The sequence below is a fragment of the Salipiger sp. ABF4_146 genome (assembly GCF_056161345.1).
Map to the genome: position 1 here is coordinate 1 of NZ_JBSWYX010000091.1, position 248 is coordinate 248.

Consider the following 248-nt stretch of genomic DNA (forward strand, 5'->3'; position numbering starts at 1 on the left):
ATGGCCCGGGCGAGGGTCTCGCCACCGCCGTCGGAGCCGGCGAACAGCCAGTTGCGGCGCCCGATCCCGATCGGGCGCATGGCGCGTTCGGCCGGGTTGTTGTCGATGCCGATGCGCCCGTCCTCGAGGTAGAGCTCGAAGGAGTGCCAACGGGAGCGCCCATAGCGGAAGGCCTTGGCAAGATCGCCCTTGCCTGGGATGCGCACGAGTTGCGCCTCGGCCCACGTCTTGAAGGCGTCGACCTTGGG

The 248-nt window shown here is 69.4% G+C and carries 1 protein-coding gene; it reads right to left on the reverse strand.

Annotated features, from left to right (window positions below):
- Positions 1-248: IS66 family transposase (locus ACXAJT_RS27685; RefSeq protein ID WP_475242267.1), on the reverse strand; the 248-nt coding region annotated here is incomplete at both ends.